Source organism: Undibacterium sp. RuRC25W (assembly GCF_049339825.1).
Lineage (GTDB): Bacteria > Pseudomonadota > Gammaproteobacteria > Burkholderiales > Burkholderiaceae_D > Undibacterium.
The window spans coordinates 140,453-166,029 of the sequence record NZ_JBMPPD010000001.1; the positions used below are offsets into that span (position 1 = coordinate 140,453).

Sequence of the window (25,577 nt, forward strand, 5' to 3'; positions counted from 1 at the left end):
GTTACCCATTCATCCTTGGCAAAACAGCTTTTGCGTTATTGCTGGTTCCAATAGCGATCTCTGATAGATCACGCTGTCGCAGCTCAGCTAAGACCGTGCCTATGCGTGGCAATTCTGCAGGGCGATTAATGCCTCGTGAATCCCAGCTTGGTGGAATATCTGGCGCGTCAGTTTCGAGGACAATAACATCGAGCGGCAAATCAGTCGCTAGACGACGAATCTGTAGTGCCCGCGTGTAGGTCATTGCGCCACCAAAACCAAGTTTAAAACCCAGATCGATAAAATGCCCCGCCTGCTGCGCACTTCCATTGAAAGCATGGGCAATCCCACCAACCACCTTGATCCGACGTAGATGTTTGAGAATCATGTCTTGCGAGCGCCGTACATGCAGTAATACGGGCAAACCAAAATCACGGGCGATTTTTAATTGTTCAGTGTAAAAAAATTCCTGTTTTTCTCGCAGAGGGCTTTGTGTAAGCGCTGGCACGAAGTAATCCAAGCCAATTTCACCAATCGCGACAAAGCGTTGCCCACGCTGCTCATCATCCATCAAAGAAGCAACCGTTTTTCTCAACAGCGTTAAGTCCTTTTCATCGGACGTCGGCACATACATGGGGTGAATACCCAAGGCAAAAAAACAAGTATTTCGCTGCTGGGCTAGATTGGCGACATGATCAAAATTATTTTTATGCACTGAAGGAATCACAATACCAGTGACCCCCTTATCAACTGCAGCATCGGCAACGGCCAATGAGTCACCAAGAAATTCAGAAGCATCCAGATGGCAGTGGGTATCTATCCACATTGCGGTACCCAGTAATAAGAAATAATTGTAGAGAAATATGTTGGACTATTTTGCATAGCCCAAATTATGCAGGAGGAAACACAAAGAACTCAAACAAGATTTCAAGTCATCTGTTTCAATTTTACAAATATCGGAACAACTTACAAAATGAAAAGTCGCCGGGTACAGATTATTGCTGCTCTACCAACCCGGCTACACATCATCAATCTAAGGCCTGCGGCGAAACCAGAACACCGTCAATATCTGCGTAAATCCAGTCACCTGCGTTAATCGCCACACCTTCGATGCTTACACGTACGTCGTGTTCGCCACCACCGCGTTTTATGCTTCGTACAGGCATCACTGCCAATGCACGAACGCCAATCTGACAGGCATTGATTTCTGCGACATCGCGGATACAGCCATGCACAATGACGCCTGCCCAACCATTTTTCTGTGCAAGAACACCAAGATTACCGCCTAAAAGCGCACAACGTAGACTACCGCCGCCATCGATAACCAATACACGACCATTTCCCGGCGCATCAAGAATGGTCCGCACCATGCCATTATCTTCAAATAATTTCAGCGTACTGACCTGACCAGAAAATTTTTCTACTGCACCAAATGCCTTAAAAACCGGTGGTAAAACTGCTATTTCACCAGTCGCCAATTTATCTTCATTCGCATCACATAGATCACACGTCGCAAACGTCATCGTTTCTTCCTTTCAAATGGGATTTTCATTTTAGCCCGCGATGTTGTGACCGCCAACTATTGCGAGAGGTAAGTGAAATACAAACAACAAATCAATGGTATCTGCAAACAGGCTTAGTTGCAGTTAAGATAGTGGTATCAGCGATCTTATTTACGCCAGCAGGTCTTTACTCCAATGCCAACACCGATACTGACGCACAATTTCCCTGTCACCGCATCTTACTTCCCGACGATGGAAAGACCTGTGCGCCTGGTCGCCCGTAACTTAAAAATATCACAAGATCTCGCTCCACATAGCCACCCTTGCGGTCAAATCACTTATACCCCTCAAGGAATGTTACAGGTAATTGCAGAGGGAACAGTGTGGTTTGTGCCGCCGATGCGGGCGATTTGGATTCCACCGGACACCGTGCATGAAGTCCGCTTACTCACAGAATCCAACCTCCGTGCTATTCATATTCATCAAGACTTTTCACCACTTAGCAAAAAACACTGTCTGGTGCTGGAAGTATCGAGTCTGTTGCGCGAATTAATTTTTAGTCTGGAATATACCGAATCAGGAAGTATCCGTGAACAACATTTAGTGCAAGTTATTCTGGATGAACTGATCGCAGCAAAACCGCTACCAATTTATTTACCGATGCCGAAAGATAAGCGTTTAAAAAACTTGTGCGAAATCTTACTTACCCATCCCGCCAGCAATGAGACACTGAAAACCTTGGCGAACAAGGTGGGCGCCTCATCCAGAACGCTTACACGACTCTTTGAACAGGAGTTACATATGAGCTTTGGCGACTGGCGACAACAAATGCGTTTAGCCCGTGCATACCCGCTCATCGCGAATGGCACACCTTTGTCGCAGGTTGCTTCAGAACTGGGGTACGCCAGCCAATCAGCTTTCTCTGCAATGTTTAAAAAAACCTTTGGCGTCTCACCATCGAGTTTTTTCAGGCAGGCCGAGTAACCCCTCCCCGCCAGCGGGAAGGGAGATTACCTCTACATTAGACCTTACTAAACACCAATCCACCATCCTGCACATTGATTGCAATCACGTCTTTAGGACCAAACTTACCTTGCAAGATTTGTTTAGACAACGGGTTCTCTATCTCTTGCTGGATTGCGCGTTTCAATGGACGTGCACCATAAACAGGATCAAAACCGGCTTCGGCAATTTTTAACAAGGCAGCATCGCTGACCTGTAAGCCCATATCCATTTGCTGCAAGCGGCCTTCCAGTGTTTTGAGCTGAATCTTGGCAATCGCGCCGATGTTTTTCGCATCGAGGGCATGGAATACGACGATCTCATCAATCCGATTAATGAACTCCGGACGGAAATGCGCTTTGACTTCACCCATCACCGCCATCTTCACAACCGCAGGATCACTGCCCTCCATCGCTTGAATCTGGTGCGATCCAAGGTTGGATGTCATCACGATTACCGTATTTTTAAAATCAACTGTACGCCCTTGACCATCGGTCATACGACCATCGTCAAGCACTTGCAAAAGCACGTTAAAGACATCGTGATGCGCTTTCTCGACTTCATCAAGCAAGATCACGCTGTATGGCTTGCGACGCACTGCCTCGGTTAAATAACCGCCCTCTTCATACCCAACATAGCCCGGTGGTGCACCGATTAGACGGGCGACGCTGTGTTTTTCCATGAATTCGCTCATGTCGATCCGGATCAACGACTCTTCGGTATCGAACATAAATCCAGCAAGCGCCTTACACAACTCAGTTTTACCAACACCAGTTGGCCCGAGGAACAGGAAAGAGCCATACGGACGCCCGGGATCACCCAAGCCAGCACGTGAACGGCGAATCGCGTCAGACACAGCGACAATGGCCTCATCCTGACCCACGACACGTTCATGCAGCGCATCTTCCATGTGCAGCAGTTTTTCGCGCTCACCTTGCATCATGCGCGACACAGGGATACCTGTCGCACGAGAGACAATTTCTGCAATCTCCTCTGCCCCAACCTGTGTTCGCAAGAGACGCAATTTACCGCCAGCTTCTTGGTTTTTATCTGCTTGCGTATCAGCTTGCTTCAATTGCGCTTCAAGCTCAGGCAGACGTCCATATTGCAACTGCGACATGGTCTGCCAATCGCCTTTACGTTTCGCATCCTCCATTTGCAGACGGATTTGTTCTATCTCTTCTTTGATATGCGTACTACCTTGAACAATCGCTTTTTCTGCTTTCCAGATTTCTTCTAGATCGGCGTATTCACGGGAGAGCTTTTCGATTTCCTCTTCGATCAGCCCAAGACGTTTATGCGACGCTTCATCTTTCTCGCGTTTGACCGCTTCACGCTCAATCTTCAACTGAATCAAACGACGATCAAGCTTATCCATGACCTCTGGTTTGGAATCAATTTCGATTTTAATTTTTGCAGCGGCTTCATCGATGAGATCAATTGCTTTGTCAGGCAAGAACCTGTCAGTAATGTAGCGATGCGAGAGTTCTGCAGCAGCGACAATGGCAGGATCAGTAATATCGACGCCGTGATGCACCTCGTATTTCTCTTGCAAGCCACGCAGAATCGCAATCGTCGCTTCGACACTTGGCTCGTCGACGATAATTTTCTGGAAGCGACGTTCGAGAGCTGCATCTTTTTCAATGTACTTACGGTATTCATCGAGTGTCGTCGCGCCGACACAATGCAATTCGCCACGCGCCAATGCTGGCTTGAGCATATTGCCAGCATCCATCGCACCTTCTGCTTTGCCTGCGCCCACCATGGTGTGAAGCTCATCAATAAAGACGATGGTCTGGCCTTCATCCATCGCGATTTCTTTGAGTACGGCTTTCAGACGCTCTTCAAATTCCCCTCTGAATTTCGCACCTGCCAACAAGGCAGCCATATCCAGTGACAATACGCGTTTGGATTTCAGACTATCCGGTACCTCGCCATTAACGATGCGCTGCGCCAACCCTTCGACAATCGCGGTTTTACCAACACCTGGTTCACCTATGAGAACGGGATTATTTTTACTACGACGTTGCAGAACCTGAATGGCACGACGGATTTCATCATCGCGACCAATCACAGGATCAAGCTTACCCAGACGCGCACGTTCGGTCAGATCGAGGGTGTATTTTTTGAGCGCTTCGCGCTGTCCTTCCGCATCCTGCGAATTGACGTTACCACCGCCGCGTACCGCTGTAATTGCCGCTTCGAGTGATTTACGGGTCAGGCCGTTTTCGCGGGCTAATTTTCCCGCCTCAGATTTATCATCTGACAATGCTAACAAGATCATTTCACTTGCTAGAAACTCATCGCCGCGTTTTTGTGATTCTTTATCTGCAAGATTCAGCAATCCGGTCAATTCACGGCCGATTTGTACCTGACCATCCGTACCTGAGACTTTAGGCAAACGATCCAACCCAGACTTTAACGCCGTCTGCAGCACGTTAACATTGACGCCAGCCCGCTGTAAGAGCGAGCGGCTACCGCCATCACTCTGGTCGATCACGGCCAGCAAAAGATGGATGGGTTCTATGTACTGATTGTCATTGCCAACAGCCAGACTCTGCGCATCCGCTAAGGCTTCTTGTAATTTGGTCGTCAGTTTATCGAGACGCATTGTTTGCTCCTGAATGATTAGTTACCAGCACAATTTGGGGCTGTACAGCTGATTTCAAGCAGTGTGGAGCAGACGATATAAAACTGTTTGTGATAGCGCAAACTTACCCAAGGTATACATTCCCGTAGGCAAGCAAATACCCATCATTACCCGCTTAGTCGAAACGCGCCTGTTTCTTAAATTGCTCAGTAGCGCGCACTAACGCCGATGCGATACCCGGCTCCATTGCCGCATGACCTGCGTCACCAATCACGTGAAACGCGGCAGTTGGCCACGCCTGATGCAGCCGATAAGCAGAGACTGGTGGGCAAATGACATCGTAACGCCCCTGCACAATCACCGCAGGAAGGTGAGAAATTGCAGCAATATTGTCAATCAGCGCATCATCGTCCATGAAAGCACCATGCAGCATATAATGCGCCTCAAGCCGACCAATCCCCAGACTGACCTCGTCTGACTCAAAGCTAGAAATAGCATCCGCTTGCGGCTCCAAAAATAAACAAGAGCCTTCGTAGCGACTCCAGTTACGAGCTGTTTCAACGTAAATGGCAGGGTCATCGCAGAACAAGCGTTTGACATACGCTTGTAGCAAATCGCCACGTTCCGCTACCGGAATGGCGTCAGCAAAGCGCTGATGGACTTCTGGGTAAAAATACTTTATTCCGTTAACAAACCATTCAACCTCGGTCTTGGTACAGAGGAAAATACCTCGCAAGATAAAGCCCAGACACACTTGCGGATGTGTCTCACCGTAAGCCAGCGCCAGCGTCGAACCCCAAGACCCGCCAAATACCAACCATTGTTCAACACCAAGCATGACACGAATTTTTTCAATATCAGCAATTAAGAGCTGAGTCGTGTTCTGCCGATACTCACCTAACGGCGTCGATTTACCGGCTCCGCGCTGATCGAATAAGACAATGCGGTAATGTGCAGGATCAAAGAATCGGCGATGTCCGGGACTCGTACCAGCACCTGGCCCGCCGTGCAGAAACAGCACTGGCTGTCCGTTTGGATTACCGCACTCTTCCCAATACAATGTATGGAGATCATCTACCGCTAACATGCCTGTACGATACGGTTCAATTGCCGGAAATAACGGGTAGCTAGCTGAATTGGTAGCGTCTGACATAGGATCTCCTTGTTGATTAGACGATGTCACCTGACATGGGCCATAGGAACAGCAATGGCAGGCAACGATATCGCTATTATAAGACGAATGTCTCTCACATTTCTTCTATCAGAATCGTTGCTCCCACAACAAATGCCAGACTGCATTGGCGGGCTGACTGGTCTGCTGTGTCGCCCGAATTTGCGCATCCTCGTACGCTGAAAATCCCAGTTCAGTCTGAGGTCGCAAATGACTCACCGACAATCTAAGCTGCCCCTGTGATGTTACCTGCCAGAGACTATACAAATCTAAACGATGCGACGTACTTTGAGTCGATACCAGATAAGCAGAGGCGCGCTCAGTCCCTTTCGATTGCAGGGAATACGTGCCACCGGCTGTCCAGCCTGGCCTTAGCTGATAATCGAGACTCAGATTTGCACTGAGTTTGACCTGATCGGCGATCCGATTATCTGGCCCCAGCACATTCTTCACGCGTGACCAATTCCGATTCACATTAGCATGTACATTAATTTTTGGTAAGGCTGCGTTCAAGGTAACAAGAGATAATTTCGTCTCAAATTCAACACCCGCCACATCTGCACTGCCATTGTTCACAGGCATCGTTAACCAGCCATTTGGCTGTTGCAGCAACACGTCCTGAATGACATCCTGAATTTTGCGGACATACATACTGGCACTCAGGGTGTTGCCATTGATATGAAATTGCTCATACGCGATATCGAACCCCCACGATTTTTCTGCATGAAGCGCGGGGTTACCTTGCTGATCAGGATTCAGTGGTCCATTATCGTTATCAATCCGGATCACGCGTGGGATCAATGTCATCAGCACTGGTGCTTTTATCGTACGATTGAAGGCAAAACGCCATTGCCGCTGATTATCGAGTTGTAGAATTGTTTGTAATATTGGCGCAAACAATCGATCCGAATGTCTCATAGCAAGAGCAGATGGCTGCATACTCTGAACCTTGACATCCTCCCAGCGCACACCAACATATGCCAACCACTGCGATGAGAGACGCCATTCATCCTGTGCAAACAGCGCAAACTTACTTATCGATACGGCATACGGTTGATCGGTATTGAGCATTGGATTTCCTTGCGGGTCCAGATTCAGCTCCTGCCGAGATTCATGGCGTTGTCCGCGACTCGACTCCCATCCCAACGAGACACTATGATTCTCTGAAGGTGACAACGCATATTTTCCATTCAAGCGAAACTCATCCTCAATCGCTTGAACGCTCACATCTCTTGTCTGCAATAACTGATTATTGGCGTCGTTACCTAGGAAATGAAAAAATGAGACGCGTCTGAAAAAATTCCAGCCGCCAGTTACACTTAATTTAGCATCATCTTCAAGCCGTCGATCCCAGGTAAGAGTATTTCTGGCTGTTGTGATATGCGCGTTCCAGACACCTACATTGTTTGGAAAATCTGTACTCGCGCCGACGGACTCAGATTGGGTTTCCTGTTTCTGCTGGTGAACGTAAAGCTGATTCAAAAACCCTTGCCATCCAAGTGTATCATTCGACTGAATTTGCCAATGAACGTGAGGCGTCAGGCTCAACGTTTCGCGTTGTAGCTGTGTTACGTGTGTGAGCTGCCGTGATGCGACAACCGTTGGTGCAGCGTTGCTACCTAATGGTCCTTTTTGTAGTAAGGCTTCGCTGATCTGGTCTATGTTATCGCTATTACTACGATCAACGACGGCATTGAGGTTGTATCCAACCTTGCCTGCATTACCGCTGCTGCTAAGAGACATCCCAGGGCTCCATTGATGATTATTCTCATTGAGTCGCCATTTAATTTCCGGCGGCGACTGACTGGTTTTTTTACGGAGTACGATGTTGATACTGCCCGCAATACCCTGCGCACTTTTATCTGCGCCAGCAACTCGCATGATTTCGATATGATCAATCGCATCAGGCGCAATACTGTCAATGGCAAAACCGTCAGGCATTGGCTCACCGTTGAGTAGTATCTGCGTATATCCCGTGCCTAAACCACGCAACGAAATCACGGTTTCTTTGTTCTTATTTTCACTGACAGTAATGCCTGGCAGTCGCTTTAATGTGTCACTCAAGGACGTATCGCCATAGCGTGCTAATTCCTCGTGTCCATAGAGACTGACGATCGTCGGTTCGGCCTGACGAATTTTATCGTTCGCATTCACTGTCGTCATTTCAACCGTCTGCAACTGATCTGTATTTGCATACGCCACCGTGGAAAAAATACAGAGCTGGGCAACTTGTGCACTGCTTGAAAGGCAGCACCATTTGAATAATTTTTTCATAAAACGAAAACCCATCCCCCTCACGCTTTTCCACAATAAAAAGGCGCAAAAGTGCAGATGAAAAATGGAAGAAAAACGAAGGCGCGATAGCGTTCAGGCGCTACCTCACAGCGCATTGACAATAAAAAGGCCTTTTAACTATTGCGCTCAATAGCCTGACGAATATTAACGATATCGGCGGCTCTACCTTCAAGACTATCTGCACCCATCAAGACCATCGTAATTGCACGGCCTGCGACTTGCAGATGCATTAGGATGCAACGCCCCGCTTCTCGTGTGAAACCCGTTTTTGATACATGGATGTCCCACTCTTTTTGTCCAACAAGCACATTGGTATTGTCGCGTGCAGCCACCCTGTGATGAGGATCATTACTGAACGTCGACGCTGCGCTGGCGATATGTACTAACTCAGGATAATGCGTTGCTTCTTGCGTGAGACGTGCCAGATCTGCCGCACTGGCAACGTTCTGCTTGCTATAGCCGGCGGGCTCTTCCATATGCATATGAGTAAGCGCTAACGCCTCAATTTTACGTTGTGCCGCCATCAGGAACGCTTGCTCGCCACCAGGAAATGTGCGTGCCAGCACTTGTGCAGCACGGTTATCCGATGGTATCAACATCATTTCTAGCATCTGATGACGGGTAAGGTATGCACCTACGGGCAAATGAGACATTGCACCTTTTAATGCTGTGACATCCTCAAGTTTCACCGAAAGGTTCTCCTGCATATCCAGACCTGCATCAAGAATGACAATAGCAGTCATTAATTTAGATAACGAGGCCATCGGCGTCGACCTGTTCGCTTCTTTTTGCAACAGGACCTTCCCACTCGCATCATCGATCACCACTGCATGCGCTGAGTTGAGATTGACTAGCAATGGAACTGGTGCCCTGTCGAGAACCGTGCCTGACGATTTGTCTTGTTGAATGACACGGTTCAACGCCTGATGCTGCGCATCATCCACATCCTGGTCATGTTGCGCTACAGCACTGGCCACAATACCCATGAACAGCACGCCAACGATTGGGGTCGCCATTGTCCAATGCCATGCCTGCTGATCGTCTCTGACCAGACGTTTAATACGCGCCAATAAATGTCCGCCGTTGGCCGCTGGTGCCATCTGTGGCGCCCCAGCTTGCCACGCATCCAACTTTTGGAGCGCCAAGGCCAATGCCTGTGGACGCCGCAATACTGACGCTGCCAGATCATCCGCTATCTGCTCACGTTCTACTTCAATTCTGAATGAAATCCACCATACGGCCGGATGGTAAAACAACATGGCTACAACGCATTGCTGGACAACATTGACGACATAGTCCCACCGTTTGATGTGTGCTAGTTCATGCGCCACCAACGCATCGAGCAGCTCAGGTGACATACCGGTGATCAACGACAAGGGCATCACAATCACTGGTTGCCAGCAACCAGTAGTGACTGGTGTCCGCAAACGCTGATCAAGGCGAAATTGCACTTGACGTTGCAATCCAAAGCCGATTGCCAGCACAGTGGTCCGAGACTGCCAATGGATCAATTGTTGTTTTTGCTCATCTGCATTCAACGTGTCGCCCAACTGCCGCACCCATAACATCCCAACAAGTATTCTGGCAGTCATCAAACAGACGCCGCCTAGCCAGATAAATACAATAATCGGCAAATAAACATGCATCCCAGCAAGAAATTGATGTCCATGGACAAAAACAATGTCGAACCGACCTGCCGACTGTTGCATGAAGGCCAGGGCAGTTTCTAATTGCACTGCGCGTGGCGCGTGCAATTCCTGATAGACGCCATACACTGGCCAGCAAATACATGCCAGCAAAGCACTGCATAAAATCAGATAACGCGACTGCGGACGGGCATTTCTCATGATGGCACACAGCAATGACGCACCGCAGCCGATAAGGGCGCCCTGCCATAGGAAACTCAATAACGGCCAGCCAAGCACTTCCACCAATGAAACGTCCGCGTTCATGATTTATCTTCCTCAAGAAAACGTTCAATCTCGGCACGTTCCTGTTTGCTGACGTGGCCGCGTAATGCCGCCATCACCAATGCCTTGCCTGAACCAGCAAACACTTTCTGTATCAGCTCTTTGAGCAAGTTAGTTTGGATATCGTCTTGCTCCTGCACCGGTGCATAAACGTGGGAACGCTGCCCCTCATCCCGCTTCAGGATGCCTTTGCTGTGCATTAACTGCAAATGACGCAGTACCGTTGCATAGGCTAATTCTGGGCGATCCGCTTGCGCTGCTGCGTGTACCTGTTTGGCAGTAGAAGGACCGATTTGCCACAGGACTTTGAGTAAATTAATTTCAGCGGCAGTTGGCTTGGGCGCTTGTCGTGTTTGTAGTACTTGTTTTGGTGAACTCATAGTGGCTTTCGGCATAGAAGTTGTCGAAAAAGGAGACTTCAGGGATCATAATTTATCCAGAATAAATGTTCTAGAAACTTTTGTCTAGAACTATTTTTCTACTTCAAGGCAAAATAAAACCGACCAGCATAAAACGGGTCGGTTATGTTGAAATCACGCTATATCAAGAGGATGGCGGCGTCCATTTTTGCAATGCACTCTCATCGCTCTCACGAGCATCTACCCAGCGCGCACCGGTCTCTGTTTGTTCTTTCTTCCAGAATGGCGCCTGCGTCTTCAAATAATCCATCATGAATTCACAAGCAGAAAAAGCGTCCCCGCGATGTTTTGACGCCACTACCACTAGGACAATTTGATCCAACGGCAGCAAGGGGCCGACGCGATGGATGATCAAGCTGTCAATCACTGACCAGCGAGCAGCCGCCTGGACTGAAATATCTTCCAGTGCTTTCTCTGTCATGACCGGATAATGCTCCAGCTCCATGGCACTGACCGTCTGACCATCATTGAGATCGCGCACCAAGCCCAGAAAACTAACTACCGCGCCTATCGTCGGGTTTCCCTCTCTGAGTTTCCTGACTTCTGTCGACAAATCAAAATCTTCTGTCTGGACCCGGACATGCATACCTTAACCTCCCGTGACCGGCGGAAAAAAAGCAACTTCAGAACCATCGGCAATCTCGGTATCTACTTCGCACATCACATGATCGTAAGCCATGCGCAATGCCGCGTCCGGCGCGAGCGTCTCAGCCCAAAGTTCGCCGCGCGAGGCCAGCCATGCACGGACATCACCGACAGTACGCACTTCATCAGAGACGTTGACGATCTCTTCTGTGACACCTAATTTTTCACGCACACTGGCAAAAAAACGTAATTGTATTTTCATATAACACTAGCGTAGGACGGCTGTCATGATGATTATATTGAGCATCACAGCCCTCGGATTAAAACGATGAGAATGGAATAAATTTTACCTGTTCGCCAGAATGTACAGTTTGACCCGGCGTAAGTTCGATCAATCCATCACCCCAGACTGTCGACGTTAACACACCCGACCCCTGATTTGAAAACAAATCAAGGCCACCAGCAGGATTAATTCTGGCACGCAGATATTCTTGTCGACGGTCTGGCCTGAGCCAGTCAAAATCAGCACGCATCAAAAATGCTAACGGCGCGACGTCGGCCACCCCTTGCATACGCAAAATAAAAGGGCGCACGAACATCAAAAAGGTCACGAAGCTCGATACAGGATTACCGGGCAGGCCGATAAAAAATGCATCACCAACCTCGCCAAACGCCAGTGGCTTGCCTGGTTTCACCGCGATTTGCCACATAGTCAGACTTCCTTCTGCCTCAACAGCAGGACGAATATGATCTTCTTCGCCGACAGACACACCACCGGACGTCAAGACGAGGTCGTGGCCTTGTGCTGCCAAGCGCAGCGTCGCTCTGGTTGCCTCAAGCGTATCAGGAACAATGCCATAATCGGTCACTTCGCAGCCAAGGTCATGTAACAAAGCACTGAGGGTAAAGCGATTAGAATTATAGATTGCGCCGGGCTTTAATTCTTCACCCGGCATCGCTAATTCATCACCCGTAAAAAATACAGCCACCTTCATTTTGCGCCACACAGGCAAACTAGCCAGACCAACCGATGCAGCTAGGCCGATCTCTTGCGCGCGTAAGCGCGTTCCAGCATGCAATATCGTAGCACCAGTCTGAATATCCTCCCCGCGACGGCGAATCCATTCGCCAGCGCGCGGTACGTGGTTGATCATGACATCATCGCCGTCCGCCACGCATTGTTCTTGCATCACTACTGCATCAGCACCGACCGGAATCATCGCTCCCGTAAAAATACGTGCGGCAGTTCCTGCCAGCAAGGGTTCTCCAACATGACCTGCCGGGATTCTTTGCGTAATACGCAATGTCGCCTGACCACCCACACAATCCGCAGCGCGTACTGCGTAGCCATCCATTTGCGTATTATCCATGGGTGGCACATCCAACAGCGAAGTCTGCGACTGCGCAAGCACCCTTCCTGCAGCTGCCAACGTGGGAAGTGATTCCAGTTCTTTTAACGGACGTGCTGCATTCAATAGAAAAGTGAGCGCATCATTGACGCTCATCAATGGTTTTCTTAGATTCATAAACGAAAATATTCAGTATTAAATGTCGACACAAAATGGGTAAAGCAAGTGAATGGGTGAACATTGTAGCCGTTCATCAGCAAATCCACCTTACCACATACGAAGCAGAAAGCTTCACACCCTCCGTTCCGCGCAGAACATTGAGGGACAAATAGGCAAAATGAGGTACAAATAAGTACGAATAGGTACCAATAAGTGAAAAAAATGCAAATTTTATTCCTTTACCGCAAATCACTCTTAAACTATCTATAATCATAGCAAATCGCACAAAGAACCATTCAACCACAACCGCCACTCCATTGAGGCCACTATGTCGAACAATACCGCTTTGCGCAACGTCCACATAAGGCGATTGATTTTATGGGTAAGTACGGGACTGTTAGCGCTAAATGGCCTCTATGCCAACGCAGGTACCACGATATATCGGTTTTCGCCTGTCAACCAGTACGATATCAACCTTACCGCAGCTTACTGGAATCCAATCATTAGCTACGTCTCAGAAAAAAGTGGCGTTAAACTGATTCTGAAGATCGGCCGCACCTCTGCCGATACCACCAGCTACGTTTTGGCAAGAGAGGTTGATTTTGCATTTACCAACCATCTATTCTCAGCAGAGCGCGAAAAATTAGGCTGGAAAACGTTCGGACGCCGCAACCTCCCCCCTGTTTCTGGTGAAATTGTGGTTCCAGAGGGTTCGACGATTACATCCATCTCTCAACTTGATGGAAAAGATATGGCGTTTCCGGGACCTGAAGCTTTAATTGCTTATAAAGTGCCAATGGCATATCTAATGAGTCAACAAGTTAAGGTCAATGTTGTTTTTGGCGGCAACCAAAACGGTGCTTTTGCACAGTTATTTGCTGGCCAGGTGCAAGCCGTTGGAGGCAATTCTCAACTCATTGAGAGTTACACCAACCGTGAAAAGAAAAAGTTTCACGTAATTTGGAAATCCGAACCTTATTACGACCTTGCTCTGATGGCATCCAATAATGTCAATCCTGCCGATCTTAAAGCAATCTCTGCGGCTTTCTTCGGCATGAAAGATGATCCAGAAGGTAAAGTCGTTCTCAAGCAAGCATCTGCCAAGATAGGATTGACCGATAACATTTACTTCATCCCATCCGATGGCAGTGAATATGCGAACTACAAGAAGTTTTTCCAAACACTTCCAGCCAGTTTGCGTTAATTTCACATCAACTAAGAGGCTGATTTGCGTCTTTTAAAATATTTCCTTCCACAATCACTGGTATTGCGTGTCTACGCGCTTTACACGGTGACGTGGTTGGCGTTCATGTGCGCTGGTGTGGTGCTCTATTTTGAAACGCGGTTCACCCAAGAAATTGAAGATGTACAGGAATCCGCCGAAACCATGCTGGAAGTGGCATCGAACAGCATATCAGACAGCGCCGTTATCGGTGATTTCGATACGATTAAGCGTACCCTCGATCATATGATCGTCAGCCCCAACTTTCTGTCGGCAAAGTTTATTCCACTTCAGCAGGGTTTTGTTAGTAGCCGAGAAAAATCGACCGACGAGCATGACTATATCCCTTCATGGATTACAACACGGGTCAACGATCACTTGTTTGATGACAACACGATCATTAAAGTTGGCGGTGTTGATTACGGTGTCTTACGCCTGAGCTTTGATAACCTACACATTGCCAACCGCATGTGGAAAATGATGCAGGTCGCTCTGGCGCTGTGCTTAGCGGGTTTTGTCGGGGGCCTAGTGCTAATCTGGTTTCCTCTACAAAGCTGGCTCGGCAAACTAAAAGAAAGCCGGGTATTAGAATTAGGCATGATCGAGGGACGCGACCTTGAAAATGAAGAACTCATCAGCAAAGCACCGATCGAAGTTCGTCAGACACTCCTGCGATTACAAAATACCGCATCCCAACTGCGAAATGAATTAGCAGAACGGGAAAATACACTGCATTCGCTCCGACAGATTCTCATCAGCCTGCTACCTGAGAGCGCCGAAAAGCCACTTGAAGATCAAAATATCGCAGTCATCCTCACGACTATCGAAGACTTGATTGCAGAGGGCGAGCAATCCCGTACGGCACTGGTTATCGCAAAAGAAAACGCTGAACACGCTAACCAAGCCAAAAGCACTTTCCTTGCGAATATGAGTCACGAAATTCGCACACCGATGAACGGCATCACAGGCATGATCGAGCTTTGTTTGGAGACCCCACTAGATCAAAGACAAAAGGAATTTTTGGGGATGGCAAAGTATTCCGCTGACCATCTGCTCGTGATCATTAACGATATTCTTGATTTTAGTAAAATTGAAGCGGACAAAATAGAAGTTGAATCGATTCCTATCTCTATCGTCAGCCTACTTCAGGATTTGAGTAGAACGGCTGAATTTACCATTCAAAAGAAAAATATCGTACTCATCAAAGAGATTGACGCTAGCTTGCCTGAATTTATTCTGGGTGACCCCGTCAGACTTACGCAGATCATCAACAACCTGCTAAGTAATGCGATTAAATTTACCGACACAGGACATATCACCTTGTCTGCTCAGGTTAGCGCTGAAGCACCAAAAAGATTGCGCATCAGCGTTACCGACACAGGGATTGGCATTCCCGTATCGGAACAAAAACGTATCTTCGATGCTTTCTCCCAACAGGATATTTCAACTACCCGACGCTTTGGAGGGACAGGCTTAGGGTTAAGTATCTGCAACAAACTTGCCCAACTCATGGGGGGTAGTATTCGCCTTATCAGCCACCCCGGAAAAGGGAGTCAGTTCACCTTGGATTTACCGGTACTTTTACCGACTGCAGAAATGGCTTATTCAAAGGCAGCTTTACGAACTGCTGAGAATATACAGATACCCAAATTGGATATTTTAATCGCGGAAGACAATGCCATTAATCAAAGCCTGATGCTTAACCTACTCACCCGACAAGGGCATGCATGCAGCATCGCCAATAATGGTGACGAGGCCATTAAGCTATGGCAAGAAGGTCACTTTGATCTGATTTTAATGGACATGCAAATGCCAGTAATGGGCGGATTAGACGCAACCCGTGAAATTCGCCGTATCGAGGCACAAACAAAACGTGAAAGAAAAATCCCTATCTTCGCATTGACGGCATCAGCAATGGCAAGCGAACAGCAAGAAGCCATCGAAGCAGGTCTCGACGGCTACCTGACGAAACCAGTGAATCGTCAGGTCTTGTACGATGTATTAAATACGATCGCTATGCAATCTTAGAAGTTGGCTGCAGCTCAGGAACCAACATTAATCAATGCGCCGCTTTAGCTGCAACGTAGTGATGTGCTATCGCAGCAATCTTGTCATGACTGCCTTGGTTGTTTGCATAATCCATCAAACGCCCACACTACCCAGTGATGAGAACTCTTAAGGCGATCAAAATAAAGTGACGGGACGGACACGATTTGCCTGATCAACCCAATAATGGCGTTCAGCCTCAGTTACTGCCAATTTAGCTGCCTGCCTGAATTGTCCCTCAGCCGCGTTCCTGAGTGATTGTTCGGTATATTCCGCCCCCAAAAATGTTGTATTCGCCGGCCAACTTTCACTGTTGGTGCGTTCAACCAAGAGATTCATCAGCCGACCAGCTATCTGAAACACTGAACCACCGGCACCAAGCACCGATTGGATCGCTGTTTCGGCGATTAGCATGACGTCAATATCGACCGTATGCGGATAGGCCAACAACATTTCTCCAACGCAGAGTTGGGTCTGTGTATGCAAAGCGTGATTATCGGAAACACGTTTTAAGATGTGAAGAGCCGCCGTCAAACGACCAGCTTTTGCATGACAACGTGCAGCCCCGAAGTGCGCTGTGACATAGGACGGATCAACTCGGCCAACGCGGTCGTAATATGGCAAGGCAAGCCCAATGTCGTTAGCTATTTCAGCCGCAAAACCCATTGCTAAACGCGGTGCAAGTTCGCCAGGCATTTCAAAATAACATCGCTCAAAATAGGGTAATGCTTTAAGCCCCTCATTCTGGGTGATCCAATAAACCCCATGATACCAACTTGGTCGCCAATCAAACGGGTTAGCCTGTTCGAGTTCTATCAAGGTCGAGTCAATCACGCTAGCTCGCTCAGTAGGAAGTAATAACGGGTGCGCAATCAATAGTTCAACCAATCGTAAGCGGGGTTCTACCACCCTATCTCCATATTTCATCACGAGTGCCTGCAATTCACTGAGCTGATCTTGAACACTCATCAGACTCAAGATGCAAATAACTTCCCCCGCAGCTTTATCATCGATTCTGACGCGTGGACTTGGCAGTGCTAACGGGTTAATCTCTGTCGCTAACTCTTTGGCTGTTGCATACACTAATCGATCACCAGTAAATATCTTGCTATCCGCAGGCTTTGGGCCTGATTGCAAGGCCACTACTTCTCGCAGTACACCGTATAACTGATCGGACATCTCGTCCGCCGTTTGAAAACGTACATCGGGATCTATATGCGTAGCGCGTAACAAAAAACGGTACAAAGACGCATTGTCGGCCAGAACTTCAAATTCCTCAGGCGATGGCAATGTCAATTCATAGTCCGACGAGAATTTAAAATCCATAACCAACAGGGCAAGCGTGCGCCCCAACGTATATAAGTCTGAGACAGCAATCGGATCGCTACGCGCTTCCGGCGCTGAGAAGCCTATCGTCCCATAGACGGCACCACTGGTGTCACCAATCTTCCGTATAGCGCCCATATCAATCAATTTAACATCACCGGCCTCAATCATGATGTTATCAGGCTTAAAGTCACAGTAAACCAAACCTTGCCTATGCAAATAAGAAAATGCTGGCAGAATACCCAGAATATATGAAATAGCTTCTGTCACTGGTAACGGTCCGCGCTGCTTGCGCAAGCGATGGACAGTTTGACCACCCACATATTCCATAATGATAAAACCTTCCGCACCCTGACTAATAAAATCATAGATACCGACAATTTGGGGATGCTTAATCGCAACCAAGTAACGGCGCTCTGCTACGGCAACAGCTGCACTTGCCGCATCATTTGCGCTCAATAGACCTTTGAGCACAACCCATCGTTGCAGCACTAGATCCCAACCAAGATAAATCCATCCCAGACCACCAAATGCAATTGGCCCTTTGATTTCATATTTTTCAGCGATCACGTCGCCTGCTTTCAATCTAACCACAAAATCATATGGCGCACCGCAAGAGAGGCAAAATCCTTTGGTAACATTGACCTTGGCATCGCATTGTGGGCAGCGCAGCTTATGCGCTGGCACCTCAGGATCCGTTATGAGTAGTGTTAACGGATCCTGATTAGGCAGGTCTGGTAGCGATATGAGCCCACCACCGAGGATATTATGGTGTGTCACTGGACGCGCGGGATACGTTACCGTGAAGCGATTCGTCCTAATGGTAAGCCTCGTGGTCTGATTGATTGGAGGAAAACGTCCGGGCGTACCAACAGAAGATCGAGCCACAGAAGATCTCACCTCCGAGTCACCAGTCACTTCAGTAAACAAGGCCTTAACTGCGGACTTACCACAGTATTGACAGACATCATCGACAACAACACCACGACAATATTGACAGGACGGAGTCATAACATCACCTCAACGTTTTACAAGCAAAAGTTTAACCCTAGCAGATCAAGACATAACGGGCGATCCGAATCTGAGCATTCATTGACATCGGTGTCGATGAGAACAAGTCGCCCACATCACTCACTCGCGATACTCCGACAAACGATGTTCAATACCGATAAAGCTACCGACTAGCGGCACGAATAATAGCGTCAACCACAGGTACTTCATGATCTCAAGGGCATTGGTAGCCCGCTTAATCGCCGCATCAAATGCACTCTGATTGATTTTTATTGCCTTAGTTAAAGCTTGAACAAAATGATCAAATGCCCAATCACTCTGGTGCTCCAGCTTGCCAACGCCTAGCGCAACCGCTTGCTCATGTTGACCGGCAGACTCAAGACGACGGATTTGTGTATCAATTGCGACATATTCGGCCCACGTTTTTAAACTTTCCGCAATCGCCTGATGCTCTCCCGGAAAAGTAATATTCGCTAACTCGTCCCCAAGAAATCCATGCGCCTTGAGAACATTAGGTTGGGCAATCAAAGCGGAGGCAACACCGATCCTTGTATCAAAAATCTGATTTACCTTTGCTATGAATAAATTAGTTTGCTGTCCCTGTGAAGGGTGACCATGCATCAAAAGATAGATACTCTCTTGCGCATTCGCCGAGTATGCAATCGACTGTGCCTCGGTCAGGGAATGCACAGAATCAAATGCATCCGCTTTTGCCGTATGCAAATCAGCATTCAACGCTATCACTTTAACCACCATCAAAAATACACCGACCAACAACATCAACATGCCTAAAAATAGCGGTGGATTAAGGATGCGTTTAAAGTCGCTGTATAGTTTTATCTGCGTCTCGACCATCACTACAAGCAACATCACAGAGAACAATAAAAATGCAAAAAAATAAGTTTTTGCGTCGCGCAACTCGTCTTTGTAGCTGGTCGTTAAATGCCTAAAATTGACCTGTTCAAGCATCGAAACAGAGGGAAGCAGACGTTCACGCATCAATGCATCGGCCTTGAGAATTAACCCATTGGACTCCTTGCTAACTAAGGCCATCCCCACTAAGCGCTCATAGTCTGATAATTGCCTCATCGCAGCTAGAATAGGCGCCCGCTCTTCATTGCCATAAGTAATGTTCTGCGCAACAGTCAACAGGTCATCATGCGCCTGATTAATTGCCGCCATATAGGCAAGACCTGAAGGGCCATCGGCCGCTTCCTTTAATAAAAATAAGTTGGCAATCTGCGTATGTGCACGAGCGAGACCGGTACGTATCTGCTCGGCCGCAATAATCGACGGTACCGTTTCTTTTCCTGTTATATCTATCATATGGAGATAGCTATGATAGGTAAAAAAAGCAGTAATGCCGACACAGATGCTCAACAGAACAGCTATTTTTTGTCTTATAGTCAATTGCCGCGGTATATCAGAGATCGGCAGCAAGTCCGTAGCGATCGTGGGCAGATCAATGGATCTCGTCGTGGTCTTAGGCAAAGGAGAAGACATAAATAGCGATCCTTATACAAATAATCGATACGGTATTTTTATCAAATAAAACACGAATGTGCATCCACATCTACTGATCCCGCAAATCAAATCACCATCAATATTCTGACGCACAAGACTCGCTTGGAATGATTGTTGATCGATGAATGTGCCATCGACGGTATCCAGATCAAAGTGCCTCACTTTGTTGGTGCGCTGACTAGGCATAGAATCGCTAGATCTGGTTCAGTGTAAAACGAAGATTCAACCGCGATGATGAGCTTTAACCCTTGTGTCTGAACAGGGGTATTGACTGTAACATGTGTAATAGTTGTAACTAGTGGAGCAAGCGCTTTTGCATAAGCAGCATCAGACCCAATGATCGTCGTGGTCACACCAGATGAATTCATGGCTGCAAGTCGAAAGATGCTCAGAGAGGATCTTGATTACCTATGTTACAACCATACGGTTTCTTCCATCCTTTTTTGCTTGATATAGATGTGAATCCGCCAAACGGAACACATTCTCTACATCACCCAATGCTCTTTCGACATGGGCTCCGCCAATTGAAATTGTTACCTTCGCCCCCTCTACACTCGCTTCATTTGGGATCAACAGGTTACGGACAACATCGATGATTGATTGAGACAATTGAATAACCGCTTCTTTTGGCGCTCCTGGGATAACTACCGCAAATTCTTCCCCTCCATAGCGAGCGACGAAAGCGCACTTGGTAATTCCGCTGCTATTACCATTACTCACCGCTGATTCAAGTGCTTTTGCGACATTTTGCAAACAATGATCGCCTGCTTGATGTCCATATTGATCGTTGTATTTTTTAAAATAATCGATATCAATCATGAGCACAGAAAATGCATTTACATTTGCAATTGCGTCAAGCCAAAACTGAGATACTTTTAAATCCAAGCTTCTACGATTCAATAAGCCCGTCAAACCATCATGATCAGCAAGGCTTTGTAATTTTTCATTTGCTATAGATAATTTATGCCGCAGAGAAGCAATCCGCCCCATCGCTTTCATCTTGGCGTTTAACACCGGCTCTGGGGTATATTTAGACATGAAATCATCACCACCAGATTCAATCGCAGTCACTAAATTATTGACGGTATCAGATGAAGTCAAAAATATAATAGGGGTCCATGCCCATTGCTTTTGCGTTTCTAGTTCACGGATTTCATTGGTTGATTGAAAACCGTTCATCACGGGCATTTCAATATCCATCAACACAAGATCAGGCGAAGTCGCTTCAAATTTTTCAATTGCAACTTTACCATTTTCGGCATGTACGACTTCGTGTCCATAACTAGACAGTCTAGCCGTCATTAGTTGCGTGACTGTGCGAGAATCTTCAACCAATAATATTTTCATAACATCTCACTTACACTACTACCGTCACCAATTATAGTTTCAAATCCAAATTTGAATTGTGATGCTTGATGGTCTTCCCCAACGCTCCTTGACGAGGTTGAACGACTAACTTGCAGCATGTGACAAATTTCAATGTAGATTAACACAACGTATTTCTTTTGAGCAAAGGAACTATAACGTTGACCTCATTACTTTAGGCGCAAAGATAAGCTTATGCAAAATTGATACAGCAAGACCCCCTTAGCGAGGTTCAAGAAGACTATTTTTGAGGTAAGAGGCAGATGACCACTTTCTACCGCCACAAAAGAAAAAAGATCGCATTTAGCGATCTTCTTAAATCAGCGGAAACCCGCATGAATATTGGCGGAGGAGGGGGGATTCGAACCCCCGATACCTGTTACAGTACGCCTGATTTCGAGTCAGGTACATTCAACCACTCTGCCACCCCTCCGACTTTGGTCGTTCGTGTAAAACGAAGCCTTCGATTATAGCAAAGAAATCTACGCTTTCCTAGCGTGCTGTCATTGCAATCTATACTTTGGAGTGACGGATTGAGCATTACTCAATAAAAATTACATTTACAGACTGCAACAATTTAATTATTGCCACAAAACAACTTTGACATGAAGTTGTAACAATTTTTAACTATAGTCAAAAAACACCCGCCAACAACGCCTCAATGACACATGAAGCACGGGTCTTTGTCTTTTAGGAATGAGCTTCAATGGATAGTGTATTGGCAGAAGATTACATGCCCAATCTTTTTCAGCACGACACGGCAACCGTACAACCGGACTTCTCTGCGACTGATCATTCGCATGGATATACGGTGCTAGCACAATTGCAGCGGATTATCGAGCAACGGTTATTGACCGCGCGCTTTCAGCCCATTGTAGAAATGCATAATGGCGATATTTTGGGCTACGAAGGCCTAATTCGCGGCCCATCAGATAGCCCACTGCACTCCCCTATCAATTTGTTTAAGGCTGCGTCTGAAAACGAGCTAACGGTGACCGTGGAGCATTTGTGTCGCCGTGTCGTCCTTGAACAATTCGCGGAACAAAAACTGCCAGGCAAATTATTCCTCAACGTCAGTCCCGAATGCCTCATCCAGCGTGATGTGCGTTATGGCGAGACCCTCGATTACATTCACCAATTAGGAATTAACCCTGATCGCGTTATCATTGAACTCACCGAATACCAGCCAACGCATGACTATGGGCTGTTATGCGATGCCGTGTTTCATTATCGTGAAATGGGTTTTGAAATTGCCATTGATGATTTGGGTGAAGGATTTTCTAGTCTACGTCTATGGTCAGAGTTGAAGCCGGATTATGTCAAAATCGATATGCACTTTATTCAGGGCATCGACCACGATCCTGTAAAGGCGCAGTTTGTACGTTCGATTCAATCTATTGCCGAAAAATCGGGCACGAGGGTAATCGCTGAAGGAATAGAAACGCAGGCTGAGTTATTGACAGTTCGCGAACTCGGCGTTGCATGCGGCCAGGGCTATCACATTGCAAGGCCGCACCCAACCCCTACCCGTGCGATTTCGGCTGAGGTTGCTAAGGCCCTTACTGCAAATAATGCCCAGACACCCCGTAAAAATTCAGCAGGATTCGAGCAAACAATCGCGGTCGAAAAGATCCTTAAAACATCACCTACTATTCCATCGACGATGCTTAATAATCAGGTGGATGATATTTTTTTACAAAATCCAAAATTACAAATCTTGCCAGTTGTTGATCACGGCATTCCCGTTGGAATCATCAACAGATACCATATGATTGATCGTTTTGCACGTCCCTACCAGCGCGAACTCTATGGCAAAAAATCCTGCAAAGTATTTATGGATGCGCATGCTGTGGTGGTAGACAAAAATACGAGTATGCAGGACGTGAGTCACATTATCGTAGAGACAAATCCTGACCACCTCATCAACGGCATTATCATTACGGATCAAGGGAAATATATTGGCATCTGCACGGGGCCAGATTTGATGCGTGAAATCACACAAATGCAGATTACCGCCGCACGTTACGCCAATCCGCTCACGCAATTACCGGGCAACGTGCCGATCAATCAGCACATTGATCAGATGCTAGAAAAGAAACAAACATTTAGCGCCTGCTACTGTGACCTAGATCATTTCAAGCCATTCAATGATGTCTATGGTTATCGACGTGGCGACGACATCATCCAATTAACCAGCGAGATTCTGAAGCAACATTGTGATCCTCAGGTGGATTTCATTGGGCATATCGGCGGTGATGACTTTATCATTTTATTCCGCAGTGAAAATTGGGAGCAACGCTGCGAGGACATTTTGCAGACATTTGAACGTGAAATTCAACACTTTTATAGCAATGAAGACCGCGAGCGCGGTGGCTACCTGAGCGAAGATCGCCAGGGTAAAAAAGTATTTTATCCCCTCGTATCACTTTCTCTGGGCGTTGTAAAATCAAGTCAAAACCGATTTTATTCACATCATCAAATTTCACTGGCTGCTTCTGACGCAAAGAAACAAGCCAAAAAAATCCACGGAAACAGCTTATTTATCGACCGGCGCGCAGAGTCAGAATTGAGTTGTGTCAAATAAAAAATCCCGCATCACTTAGCATAACTTTTTAAAGTCACACCGCTAAGTCGCGCGGGATTATTGATGAAACAGAGAGCCTGGTGCTCTGATTATGCGACAGGCTGGAGCTTCTCAATGCCACCCATGTAAGGACGCAAGACTTCTGGAATCACCACTGAGCCGTCCGCCTGCTGGTAGTTTTCCAACACAGCAACCAAAGTACGACCAACAGCCAAACCAGAGCCATTGAGAGTATGTACCATCTCAGGCTTACCCTGCGCGTTACGGAAACGGGCTTGCATACGACGCGCCTGAAATGCTTCCATATTAGACACCGACGAAATTTCACGGTAGGTGTTTTGCGCTGGCAACCAAACTTCCAGATCGAATGTTTTTGCAGCACCAAAGCCCATATCGCCAGTGCACAAGCTGACAACACGGTAAGGTAACGCTAGTTTTTTCAAGACGGATTCAGCATGGCTAACCATGTCATCGAGTGCGGCCATGGAGTGATCAGGATGAACAATTTGCACCATTTCCACTTTATCAAACTGATGCTGACGGATCATGCCACGGGTGTCACGACCATAGCTACCGGCTTCTGATCGGAAACATGGGGTGTGCGCCGTTAACTTGATTGGCAACGCATCTGCTGCAACGATTTCATCACGAACGGTGTTAGTCAATGTGACTTCTGAAGTTGGGATCAGGTACAGGGTTTCGCCCTCACCTTCTTGACCACCTTTTTTTACTGCAAACAAGTCTTCTTCAAACTTCGGCAACTGACCTGTACCGCGCATAGAATCAGCATTGACCATATAGGGGGTGTAGACTTCGGTGTAGCCGTTTTCGGTGGTCTGTATGTCGAGCATGAATTGCGCCAATGCACGGTGCAGACGTGCCATACCGCCCTTCATGACCGAGAAACGGGAGCCAGTCAGTTTGACTGCTGTGTCGAAATCGAGACCCAACGCAGCGCCAATATCAACGTGATCTTTGACTTCAAAATCAAAGCTGCGTGGCGTTCCCACTTTACGTACTTCGACGTTGGCAGATTCATCTTTACCGACAACCACCGATTCATGCGGCAGGTTAGGAATGGCCTGCAAAAACGCAGTCATACTTTGCTGCACTTCAGCCAGACGCACTTCAGACGCTTTGAGTTCGTCACCAATGCCGCCCACTTCGGCCATCACCGCAGAAGCATCTTCGCCTTTACCTTTGAGCATACCAATTTGCTTAGACAAAGTATTACGTTTGCCTTGTAACTCTTCGGTGCGGGACTGGATTTGCTTACGCTCAGCTTCGAGGGTATTAAAAGTTGTCACATCTAACTGAAATTTGCGGGTTGCCAGGCGTGCAGCAACACTATCAATGTCTTTGCGCAGGAGTTGAATGTCTATCATAGTAATTTAATGCCAAGTATTTGAAATGGAGCGAATTAGCTATTGTAACAAGCTCAGGGTATTTCGCCCAAATTTATAGTAGAGGAAACGGAA

At 47.3% G+C, this 25,577-nt stretch carries 19 protein-coding genes and 1 tRNA gene; 4 read left to right on the forward strand and 16 right to left on the reverse strand.

The window, feature by feature from the left end:
• Window position 1: 1 nt before the first annotated feature.
• Both ACO0KV_RS00640 and rraA read right to left on the reverse strand, forming a co-directional pair.
• A complete protein-coding gene (locus ACO0KV_RS00640; RefSeq protein WP_423038869.1) occupies window positions 2–805 on the reverse strand; it encodes a TatD family hydrolase in 804 nt (267 codons plus the stop codon).
• Between the two features lie 202 nt (window positions 806–1,007).
• Window positions 1,008–1,502, reverse strand: a complete 495-nt coding sequence (gene rraA, locus ACO0KV_RS00645) for a ribonuclease E activity regulator RraA (RefSeq protein ID WP_423038871.1) — start codon at window positions 1,500–1,502, stop codon at window positions 1,008–1,010.
• A 174-nt stretch (window positions 1,503–1,676) separates the two neighbouring features.
• Here rraA and ACO0KV_RS00650 point away from each other — a divergent pair, with 174 nt between their 5' ends.
• A complete protein-coding gene (locus ACO0KV_RS00650; protein WP_423038873.1) occupies window positions 1,677–2,465 on the forward strand; it encodes an AraC family transcriptional regulator in 789 nt (262 codons plus the stop codon).
• Between the two features lie 37 nt (window positions 2,466–2,502).
• Here the strand turns inward: ACO0KV_RS00650 and clpB are convergent, their stop codons facing one another.
• From clpB to glp, 8 genes are all read right to left on the reverse strand, one after another.
• Window positions 2,503–5,094 (reverse strand): ATP-dependent chaperone ClpB, encoded by a 2,592-nt coding sequence (gene clpB, locus ACO0KV_RS00655; protein ID WP_423038875.1) that lies wholly within the window; start codon window positions 5,092–5,094, stop codon window positions 2,503–2,505.
• A gap of 154 nt (window positions 5,095–5,248) precedes the next feature.
• Window positions 5,249–6,226 carry a prolyl aminopeptidase gene (pip, locus tag ACO0KV_RS00660; protein ID WP_423038877.1) on the reverse strand — a complete coding sequence of 326 codons (978 nt, stop codon included), beginning with the start codon at window positions 6,224–6,226 and terminating at the stop codon, window positions 5,249–5,251.
• Between the two features lie 108 nt (window positions 6,227–6,334).
• Window positions 6,335–8,518, reverse strand: coding sequence for a TonB-dependent receptor plug domain-containing protein (locus tag ACO0KV_RS00665; protein WP_423038879.1), 2,184 nt, complete (start codon window positions 8,516–8,518; stop codon window positions 6,335–6,337).
• A 134-nt stretch (window positions 8,519–8,652) separates the two neighbouring features.
• On the reverse strand, window positions 8,653–10,491 hold the full coding sequence (locus ACO0KV_RS00670) for a M56 family metallopeptidase (protein ID WP_423038881.1): 1,839 nt from the start codon (window positions 10,489–10,491) through the stop codon (window positions 8,653–8,655).
• Window positions 10,488–10,889 (reverse strand): BlaI/MecI/CopY family transcriptional regulator, encoded by a 402-nt coding sequence (locus ACO0KV_RS00675; RefSeq protein ID WP_423038883.1) that lies wholly within the window; start codon window positions 10,887–10,889, stop codon window positions 10,488–10,490. The genes ACO0KV_RS00670 and ACO0KV_RS00675 overlap by 4 nt, the downstream gene beginning before the upstream one ends.
• A 163-nt stretch (window positions 10,890–11,052) precedes the next feature.
• Window positions 11,053–11,514, reverse strand: a complete 462-nt coding sequence (locus ACO0KV_RS00680; RefSeq protein ID WP_423038885.1) for a molybdenum cofactor biosynthesis protein MoaE — start codon at window positions 11,512–11,514, stop codon at window positions 11,053–11,055.
• A 3-nt stretch (window positions 11,515–11,517) separates the two neighbouring features.
• Complete coding sequence (gene moaD / locus ACO0KV_RS00685) at window positions 11,518–11,775, reverse strand: molybdopterin converting factor subunit 1 (protein ID WP_423038887.1); 258 nt, start codon at window positions 11,773–11,775, stop codon at window positions 11,518–11,520.
• 58 nt (window positions 11,776–11,833) lie between these two features.
• A complete protein-coding gene (gene glp / locus ACO0KV_RS00690) occupies window positions 11,834–13,039 on the reverse strand; it encodes a gephyrin-like molybdotransferase Glp (protein WP_423038889.1) in 1,206 nt (401 codons plus the stop codon).
• Window positions 13,040–13,349: 310 nt separating this feature from the next.
• On the opposite strand from glp, the gene ACO0KV_RS00695 reads away from it, so the two are divergent.
• Window positions 13,350–14,225, forward strand: coding sequence for a phosphate/phosphite/phosphonate ABC transporter substrate-binding protein (locus tag ACO0KV_RS00695; RefSeq protein ID WP_423038891.1), 876 nt, complete (start codon window positions 13,350–13,352; stop codon window positions 14,223–14,225).
• A 24-nt stretch (window positions 14,226–14,249) separates the two neighbouring features.
• Window positions 14,250–16,271 carry an ATP-binding protein gene (locus ACO0KV_RS00700; protein ID WP_423038893.1) on the forward strand — a complete coding sequence of 674 codons (2,022 nt, stop codon included), beginning with the start codon at window positions 14,250–14,252 and terminating at the stop codon, window positions 16,269–16,271.
• Window positions 16,272–16,427: 156 nt separating this feature from the next.
• On the opposite strand, the gene ACO0KV_RS00705 is transcribed toward ACO0KV_RS00700, so the two are convergent.
• The 5 genes from ACO0KV_RS00705 to ACO0KV_RS00725 form a co-directional block, all read right to left on the reverse strand.
• Window positions 16,428–18,626, reverse strand: coding sequence for a tetratricopeptide repeat protein (locus ACO0KV_RS00705; protein WP_423038895.1), 2,199 nt, complete (start codon window positions 18,624–18,626; stop codon window positions 16,428–16,430).
• 120 nt (window positions 18,627–18,746) lie between these two features.
• Complete coding sequence (locus tag ACO0KV_RS00710; protein ID WP_423038897.1) at window positions 18,747–19,952, reverse strand: hypothetical protein; 1,206 nt, start codon at window positions 19,950–19,952, stop codon at window positions 18,747–18,749.
• Between the two features lie 356 nt (window positions 19,953–20,308).
• Window positions 20,309–20,518 (reverse strand): hypothetical protein, encoded by a 210-nt coding sequence (locus ACO0KV_RS00715; RefSeq protein WP_423038899.1) that lies wholly within the window; start codon window positions 20,516–20,518, stop codon window positions 20,309–20,311.
• Between the two features lie 40 nt (window positions 20,519–20,558).
• Window positions 20,559–21,497 (reverse strand): GGDEF domain-containing response regulator, encoded by a 939-nt coding sequence (locus ACO0KV_RS00720; RefSeq protein WP_423038901.1) that lies wholly within the window; start codon window positions 21,495–21,497, stop codon window positions 20,559–20,561.
• Between the two features lie 361 nt (window positions 21,498–21,858).
• A tRNA-Ser gene (locus ACO0KV_RS00725) sits at window positions 21,859–21,948 on the reverse strand.
• A gap of 300 nt (window positions 21,949–22,248) precedes the next feature.
• Here ACO0KV_RS00725 and ACO0KV_RS00730 point away from each other — a divergent pair.
• The gene (locus tag ACO0KV_RS00730; protein ID WP_423038903.1) at window positions 22,249–24,099 is read left to right on the forward strand and encodes a GGDEF domain-containing protein; all 1,851 of its coding nucleotides are present in this window, start codon (window positions 22,249–22,251) and stop codon (window positions 24,097–24,099) included.
• 89 nt (window positions 24,100–24,188) lie between these two features.
• Here the strand turns inward: ACO0KV_RS00730 and serS are convergent, their stop codons facing one another.
• Window positions 24,189–25,484, reverse strand: a complete 1,296-nt coding sequence (serS, locus tag ACO0KV_RS00735) for a serine--tRNA ligase (protein WP_423038905.1) — start codon at window positions 25,482–25,484, stop codon at window positions 24,189–24,191.
• Window positions 25,485–25,577: the final 93 nt, after the last annotated feature.